Annotated in this window: 6 protein-coding genes and 1 rRNA gene; 1 reads left to right on the top strand and 6 read right to left on the bottom strand. The window is 65.1% G+C overall.

The window, feature by feature from the left end; genetic code table 11:
* Nucleotides 1-136 precede the first annotated feature (136 nt).
* The 4 genes from KUV81_RS16680 to dnaB form a co-directional block, all read right to left on the bottom strand.
* A complete protein-coding gene (locus KUV81_RS16680) occupies nt 137-571 on the bottom strand; it encodes a secondary thiamine-phosphate synthase enzyme YjbQ (protein ID WP_222545024.1) in 435 nt (144 codons plus the stop codon).
* A 100-nt stretch (nt 572-671) separates the two neighbouring features.
* Nucleotides 672-1241, bottom strand: coding sequence for a VC2662 family protein (locus KUV81_RS16685; RefSeq protein WP_222545025.1), 570 nt, complete (start codon nt 1239-1241; stop codon nt 672-674).
* A 151-nt stretch (nt 1242-1392) separates the two neighbouring features.
* Nucleotides 1393-2469 (bottom strand): alanine racemase, encoded by a 1077-nt coding sequence (gene alr / locus KUV81_RS16690; RefSeq protein ID WP_222545026.1) that lies wholly within the window; start codon nt 2467-2469, stop codon nt 1393-1395.
* A gap of 1 nt (nt 2470) precedes the next feature.
* Nucleotides 2471-3877 carry a replicative DNA helicase gene (gene dnaB / locus KUV81_RS16695; RefSeq protein ID WP_222545027.1) on the bottom strand — a complete coding sequence of 469 codons (1407 nt, stop codon included), beginning with the start codon at nt 3875-3877 and terminating at the stop codon, nt 2471-2473.
* A gap of 84 nt (nt 3878-3961) precedes the next feature.
* Here dnaB and KUV81_RS16700 point away from each other — a divergent pair, with 84 nt between their 5' ends.
* The gene (locus KUV81_RS16700) at nt 3962-6154 is read left to right on the top strand and encodes a S46 family peptidase (protein WP_222545028.1); all 2193 of its coding nucleotides are present in this window, start codon (nt 3962-3964) and stop codon (nt 6152-6154) included.
* A 65-nt stretch (nt 6155-6219) separates the two neighbouring features.
* On the opposite strand, the gene KUV81_RS16705 is transcribed toward KUV81_RS16700, so the two are convergent.
* Entirely contained in the window at nt 6220-7476 is a 1257-nt protein-coding gene (locus tag KUV81_RS16705) for a BamA/TamA family outer membrane protein (RefSeq protein WP_222545029.1), read from the bottom strand.
* Between the two features lie 156 nt (nt 7477-7632).
* Nucleotides 7633-7747, bottom strand: a 5S ribosomal RNA gene (gene rrf, locus KUV81_RS16710).
* Nucleotide 7748: the final 1 nt, after the last annotated feature.

The following is a 7748-nucleotide window of genomic DNA, read 5'->3' on the forward strand; positions in this document are numbered from 1 at the left end:
TGAATGACCGCCACAATTCGCCCTGGATCACAGTGCGTTGCAGTGGGATACGCTGTTCAGATGCCGTTAAGCCAGAGAAAAATAAAAACGCCGCATTGAGCGCAATGCGGCGTTTTTTTGGCCAAAAATGGCAGTTTCAGTCAGTGAATCGACCCTGAAGGGTGGCGACGATCTGGCGTTCCCCACCCTGATCCCGGTGCTCCCCCAGGTAGATCCCCTGCCAGGTGCCCAGCAGCAGTCGGCCCTGGCCCACCGGCACCGAGACGCTGCTGCCCAGCAGGCTGGCCTTGAGGTGGGCGGGCATGTCGTCGGGCCCCTCGTAGGTGTGACGGTAGTAGGGCGCGCCCTCCGGCACCATCTGGTTGAAATGGGATTCGAAGTCGGTCCGCACCGTGGGATCGGCGTTCTCGTTCAGGGTCAACGAGGCGGAGCTGTGGCGGATAAACAGGTGCAGCAGGCCGGTGTCGCAGCGGGGCAGCTCCGGCAGCTGGGCCAGCACCGCATCGGTGATCAGATGAAAACCCCGCCGATGGGCGGGCAGGCGGAAGGATCGCTGGATCCAGTCGGTCATGACGGTCTCCTGGGTGGGCATCCCCGTCACTGTGCCACGGCGCCGGGCCCCGCAGCAAACGGGGGGCCCCAAGGCCCCCCGTACTTTGCTCCGACGGCGCTTACTTGACCGCGAAGTTCACCAGCGGGAAGCAGGGCAGGAAGCCGTTCTTGGCGCAGTTGAGCAGGCCCACCTGCACCACTTTGATCTCGTCGGTGACGTTCACAAAGCCCAGCTGGGCGTGGGAGCTTTCGGAGACGTTGACCGCACTCCAGTCGAAGGCGGTTTCCCCGGTGCTGTAGTTGACCAGGCCAACGTTGGCGCCGGTAACGTCATTGGTGACGTTGACCATGCCCAGGTTGGCGCCGGTGGTGGTGCCCTTGTTCCAGTTCCACAGGCCGAAGGCAACACCGGTCATGCTGTTGTTGACGTGGTTGGCGCCGGCGATCAGCAGCGGAAACTGCAGGCCAACAAAGTCGTCGGTCTCACCGATCCCCACCAGGTGCAGGTCGACCCCTTTCACCGAGCCGGTTTTGCCGTAGAGGGTCGGGAAGCGCACCCCCTCCACCGACTCACCGGCCATCACATTGGTGCCGTTGAGGGTGGACAGCTGGACCGGAACGGTCTCGGCGGTGGCGTTAAAGGCGGCGCTGGTGGCCAGCACGGCGATCAGGGCTCCGAGCTTTTTCATGACGACTCTCCCTCGAGTTCAGGTAAAGCAATAAATATCCCAAAAGGGGCATTCAGACAGGCAGTTATCTCTGCGCATCCAGATGAGGACACTGTACTGCCAGGGCCAACCCTTCACAACTTAAAATAAGATTCGGATGGAGTGAGTCGGGTCAGTCGAGGTAGCGGTATTGCACCCGGGCGGTGGTGCTGCACAGCAGCTCATAGGGAATGGTGCCGGCGCACTCGGCGATCTCCTCCACCGGCAGCCCTTCGCCCCAGAGCACCACATCGTCCCCCACCTGCACCTCGGCTTCCCCCACCTCCACGGTGAGCATGTCCATGCTGACCCGGCCGGCCAGGGGGTAGCGCTGGCCATTGATCAGCACCGGGGTGCCGGACACCGCGTGGCGGGGATAGCCGTCGCCGTAGCCCATGGCCACCACGGCGATGCGGGTGTCCCGACCGCTGCGCCAGGTCTGACCGTAGCCCACCGGCTCGCCGGCCTTGAGGCTGCGAACGGCCAGCACCTTGGAGCGCATGGTCATCACCGGCTGGAGATCGAACTGGCTCGGCTCACCGCCGATCATGGGGTTGGCACCGTACAGGGCCAGACCCGGGCGCACCCAGTCACCGTGGGCGCTGGGCCAGACCAGGGTACCGGCGGAGTTGCACAGGGTGCGCTCGCCGGGCAGGTCTTTCACCAGGCGGTTGAACAGCTGGATCTGGCGTACCGTTTCCGGGTTCTCCGCCTCGTCCGCCACCGCGAAGTGGGTCATCAAATTGGGGGGCTGAACCACGTTGGCGCAGTCGCACAGGCGGCGATAGAGGGCGTCGAACGCCTCCGGCAGTACGCCAAGGCGGTGCATGCCGCTGTCGATCTTCAGCCAGATCACCAGCGGCTGGGAGAGCTGGGCCCGCTCCAGCAGGCGCACCTGCTCGGCGTCGTGGATCACCACGTCCAGGCTGTGCCGGGCGGCCTGCTCGAGATCCACCTCGGAAAACACCCCTTCAAGCAGAATCAGTCGGGATGCGTTGCCGTTCTCCCGCAGGGCCAGGGCCTCCTCGATGCGGGCCAGGCCAAAGCCGTCCACCGCGTCCAGCCAGCTGGCCAGCTTGACCAGGCCGTGGCCGTAGGCGTTGGCCTTGACCACCGCCATCACCTTGGCATGGGGGGCCAGGGCGCGCAGTCGCTGGAGGTTGTGCTGGAGGGCACTGCGGCGGATCTCCGCCACCGGGGAAAATCGCATATTACTCGTCGTAGTCGAAGCTGGTGCCCGCGTAGTTGTCGAAGCGGGAGAACTGCCCCTGGAAGGTCAGGGGGACTTTGCCGATGGGGCCGTTACGCTGCTTACCGATGATGATCTCGGCCAGCCCCTTCTCAGCGGTATCCGGATGGTACACCTCGTCCCGGTAGATGAACATGATGAGGTCCGCATCCTGCTCAATGGAGCCGGATTCCCGCAGATCCGAGTTCACCGGGCGCTTGTCCGCCCGTTGCTCCAAGGAGCGGTTGAGCTGCGACAGGGCCACCACCGGGCACTGCAACTCCTTGGCCAGGGCCTTCAGGGAGCGGGAGATCTCGGCGATTTCCAGGGTCCGGTTGTCGGACAGGGCCGGCACCTGCATCAGCTGCAGGTAGTCCACCATGATCATGGCGATGCCGCCGTTCTCCCGTGCCACCCGGCGGGCCCGGGAGCGCACCTCGGTGGGGGTCAGGCCGGAGCCATCGTCGATGTACATCTTGCCCTGCTCCATCATCAGCCCCATGGTGGAGGAGACCCGGGCCCAATCGTCGTCGTTGAGCTGGCCGGTCCGGATCTTGGTCTGATCGACCCGGCCCAAGGAGGCCAGCATCCGCATCATGATCTGCTCGGAGGGCATCTCCAGGGAGAAGATCAGCACCGGCTTGTCTTCGTTCATCGCCGCCTGCTCACAGAGGTTCATGGCGAAGGTGGTTTTCCCCATGGATGGACGTGCGGCGACGATCACCAGATCCGAGGGCTGCAGGCCGGCGGTCATCTTGTCCAGGTCCGAGTAGCCGGTGGAGACCCCGGTCACCCCGTTGTGGGGGTTGTTGAACAGCTGCTCAATCTTGTCGACGGTCTTGGACAACACCGTCTTGATGTCCTCGGGGCCCTCATTGGCGTTGGTCCGCTTCTCGGCGATCTGGAACACCTTGCTCTCGGCCAGGTCCAGCAACTGGGAGGAGTCGCGGCCGTCGGGGTTGAAACCGGCATCGGCGATCTCGTTGGCCACCTTGATCATCTCCCGCACCACGGCGCGCTCGCGCACGATGCCGGCGTAGGCGGTGAGGTTGGCCACACTGGGGGTGTTCCGGGCAATGTCCGACAGGTAGGGGATCCCGCCGACGGCGTCCAGCTCGCCCATCTTGCCGAGCTCCTCGGAGACGGTCACCAGATCCAGCGGTTGGCCCTGCTCCAGCAAGGTGGACATGGCGGCGAAGATCAGCTGGTGGCTGCGGCTGTAGAAGTCGTCCTTCACCACCTTCTCCGCCACCTGGTCGAACAGCTCGCTGTTGAGCATCAATCCGCCGAGCACGGACTGTTCCGCCTCCAGGGAGTGGGGGGGCAGTTTCAGTTGATCCACCGTCGCCGGTTGCTGGCCGGATTTCTCCCGGGCCCGTGTTTCCGCCATGTTAATTCCGTTACACTGTCTGAGATAAAAAGCTCGAGGAGGGAATCACCCTCCCGGAAAACCATAATAATCGAAGGAACCCCGATGCCAACAAGGAAACTCTGGCAGACCCTCGCCCCGGTGGCGCTGATGGTCTCACTTCCCCTGTCCGCGGATGAGGGGCAATGGCTGCCCCATCAATTGCTTGAGCTTGGCGACCAGTTGGAGCACCGCCGCATCGCCCTGCCCGCCGAACAGCTGGCGGATTTGACCCAGGCGCCGATGAACGCGGTGGTGGGGCTGGGCTATTGTACCGCGTCCTTTGTGTCCCCCAAAGGGCTGGTGGTCACCAACCACCACTGCGCCTACGGCGCCGTCCAGTACAACAGCCACGGCGAACACAACTACATGGCCGACGGCTTCCTGGCCAGGGATCCCACCCACGAACTGCCCGCCGGTCCCCAGGAACGCCTCTACATCACCGACAAGGTGGAGAAGGTCACCGACCGGGTACTGGCCGGCACCGAGACTGCCGAAGACGGCTACCAGCGCCACCAGATCATCGAGCGCAACCGCAAGGGGATCATCCAGGCCTGCGAGGCGGATCCCGCATACCGCTGCAGCGTGCGCGACTTCCACGGCGGCCTGCACTACTACCTGCTGCGTCAACTGGTGATCCGCGACGTCCGCCTGGTGTACGCCCCGCCACAGAGCGTCGGCGCCTACGGCGGTGACATCGACAACTTCGAATACCCCCGTCACAGCGGCGATTTCACCTTCCTGCGCGCCTACGTGGCCAAGGATGGCAGCCCCGCCGCCTACAGTGAGGACAACGTGCCCTACCAGCCGGCGGGCTACCTCAGCATCAACGCCGACGGGATCCGCGCCGGTGACGGCGTGCTGGTGGCCGGCTACCCCGGGCGCACCAGCCGCCACAAGCTGACCGAGGAGCTGCGCTTCGCCGCCGATTGGCTCTACCCCACCCAGGCCGACCGCTACCAGGGGCGCATCGACGCCATCGAGGCCCTGGGGGACGAACTGCCGGAGGTGGCCGTGGCCTACGCCGCCACCAAGGCCAGCTACGCCAACCGGATGAAGAAGCTCAACGGCCTGCTGGATGGCTTTCGCAAGACCGACATCCCGGCACTGAAAGCCAGCCGCGATGAGGCCCTGGCCCAGTACCTGGCGGGCAAGCCGGAGGCCGCGGCCCTGACCGAGCTGCGCACCCTGGTGGCGGCCGACCAACAAGCCTACCAGGAGAACTTCTACCTCAACAACGCCCAGTCCGGTGCCCTGCTTACCGCCGCCGCCCGCCTCTACAAGTGGGCCAAGGAGCAACAGAAGGCGGACGCCGAACGGGACGCCGGCTACCAGGAGCGGGACCGCAAGCTGTTCGCCGCCCGCCTGGATCGCCTGGAGCGACGCTTTGACGCCCGCATGGACAAGGTTCTCTGGCAGCAGGACATCGCCGCCTACCTGAACCAGGACCAGCGCGATCCTGTGCTGGACGCCCAGCTGGCCCAGTTGGATTTCGACACCCTCTACGTGAAAACCACCCTGGGGGACAAGGACCAGCGCCGGGCCTGGATGGACCAGCCGGCCAGCGCCTTCGAGCAGAGCTCCGATCCGCTGATCCGCATGGCGGTGGCCCTCTACCCGGGTAACGAGGCCCGCGATAAGGCCCGCAAGACCCGGCTGGGGGAGCTGGCCCAGGCGCGTCCGGCGATGATGCAGGCGATGCTGGACTGGTACCAGAGCCTGGAGCGGCCGGTCTACCCGGACGCCAACGGCACCCTGCGCATCAGCATCGGCCACGTGGACGGCTACCAGGCGGCGGACGCCCTCTACAAACAGCCCTTCACCCGGCTGGAGGGGATCCGTGAGAAGCACACCGGCCTGGCCCCCTTCGACGCGCCGGCCCCGGTCCTGGCGGCCATCGAAGAGGGCCGCTACGGCGACTACGCCCGCACCGATCTGGGCCAGCGTCCCAACGAGGCCTGGTACTGCGGCTTCCTGCCCTGCGCCCAGGCCGATGCCCTGCCCTTCGGCTCGGTACCGGTGAACTTCCTCTCCAGCGCCGACACCACCGGCGGCAACTCCGGTTCTCCGGTGATGAACGGCAAGGGGGAGCTGGTGGGACTCAACTTCGACTCCACCTACGAGTCCATCACCAAGGACTGGTACTTCAACCCCGCCATCACCCGGGCGGTGCACGTGGACATCCGCTACGTGCTCTGGATGATGAGCGAAGTGGACAATGCCCAGTGGCTGCTCGACGAGCTGACCCTGGTGAAATAGCCGCTCCCGAAACGCCAAAAGGCCGCCCCAGGGGCGGCCTTTTTTTGTCACTGAGCCTTAAGGGTTCAGAACGGCTGGTTCACCACCACCCGCAGCTGGTTCTCCTCCTCGCTGAAGGCCCAGTCGACTCGGGCCACCACGTTCTCCACCCACATCCGCAGGCCGACGCCAACGGTCCAGTCCATCTCCTTGTGCAGCTCCACCAGGTCGTAGCTGTCGTGCACCCGACCCACTTCGCCGTACACCGCGAACTGCCACCAGGGGAAGTAGTAACGCTCGATAAAGGGGATCGCCCCCTGGGGCTGCCAGCGGGGGATCGCCCGGTATTCGGCACCGTAAAACACCGCGCTGCGATCGTGGAAGCGGGCGCCCTGGTAGCCCCGCAGCCGGTTCCAGCCCCCCAGGGTGGACTCGGCAAACCAGGGGGGACGGTGCTCACTGCCTGGGCTGCCGCTGTCCCAGGTGGGCACGTCCGAGGTGTAGGCGGTAAAGGCCAACACCTGCTGCTTGGACCAGGCGCTGGCGCCGATGTTGAGGTAGTGGCTGTACTGGGCTTCCCACTTGGTGTAGCTCTGGCGCTCGGCCCCACCCCAGTCCCGGTGGATCTGCAGCTCCGCCCGGTAGCCTTCACTGGGGGAGGGGATGAAATCCCGGGCGTCGTGATCCAGCTTGAGGCTGAGGCCCTGGGTCTTGTCCCGCTGCTGGAAACCGTCTTGACCGATCACCTCGCGCTCCCGGTAGAAGGGCTCCAGCTCGATGCTGGTGTAGGCGCCGGGCAACTCGCCCTTCTCCAGGGCCACCGGGATCCCGGCCACGATCCGGCTGCGACGGCGCGGGGAGTCCTTGCCGGCGCCCATGGGCAGCAGGTAACGCAGGGTGGCGTAGAGATCGCGCTGCTGCTCCTCACCCAGTACGTGGTTGTCGGCACTGGAGCCGTGGCCACCGGCCGGGGTATCGAAATCGGGATTGCCATCCAGGTAGACCTGGGTCTCGCGGAAGCGGGCGTCGAACGCCTGCAGGTCCACAAACCAGCGGCCAGAATCGCCAAAGTGCAGGTTATAGACCCCGAGAAAGGCCACATGGCTGTCATTCTCCGAGTAGGCCCCGGCCCCCACCAGTTGGGAACCCTCCTGCAAGACCCCCTGAAGCGAAGCGGCGCCCCCCACACTCAACCCCATGCTGGAGGTGGAGAACACAAAGGGCACCGCGGCGCTGCGGCTCTTCGTCTCGGCCGAGGGCTCGGTTTCGGTCACGGCCTCGTCGGCCAGGGCCACGGCGCACAGGCCAAGGGCCCAGACGGTGGCAACTAGGGGGCGGAACATGGAGACTCCAGCAAGAAAGTGCAGCGCAGGGTAACGCCGCTGAGCGTTGCTGTCATCTGCGAATGGGGGTCAATTCAGGTGAAATTCAGGCCAGTTCAGTGGCGATGAAACACGAAAAAGGCCCATCCTTTCGGATGGGCCTCTCTCAAAATGGGTGCCTGGCGGTGACCTACTCTCGCATGGGAACCCCCACACTACCATCGGCGCGGTTGCGTTTCACTGCTGAGTTCGGCATGGGATCAGGTGGGTCCACAACGCTATTGCCACCAGGC

This window comes from Ferrimonas balearica, from assembly GCF_019802085.1.
GTDB lineage: Bacteria > Pseudomonadota > Gammaproteobacteria > Enterobacterales > Shewanellaceae > Ferrimonas > Ferrimonas balearica_B.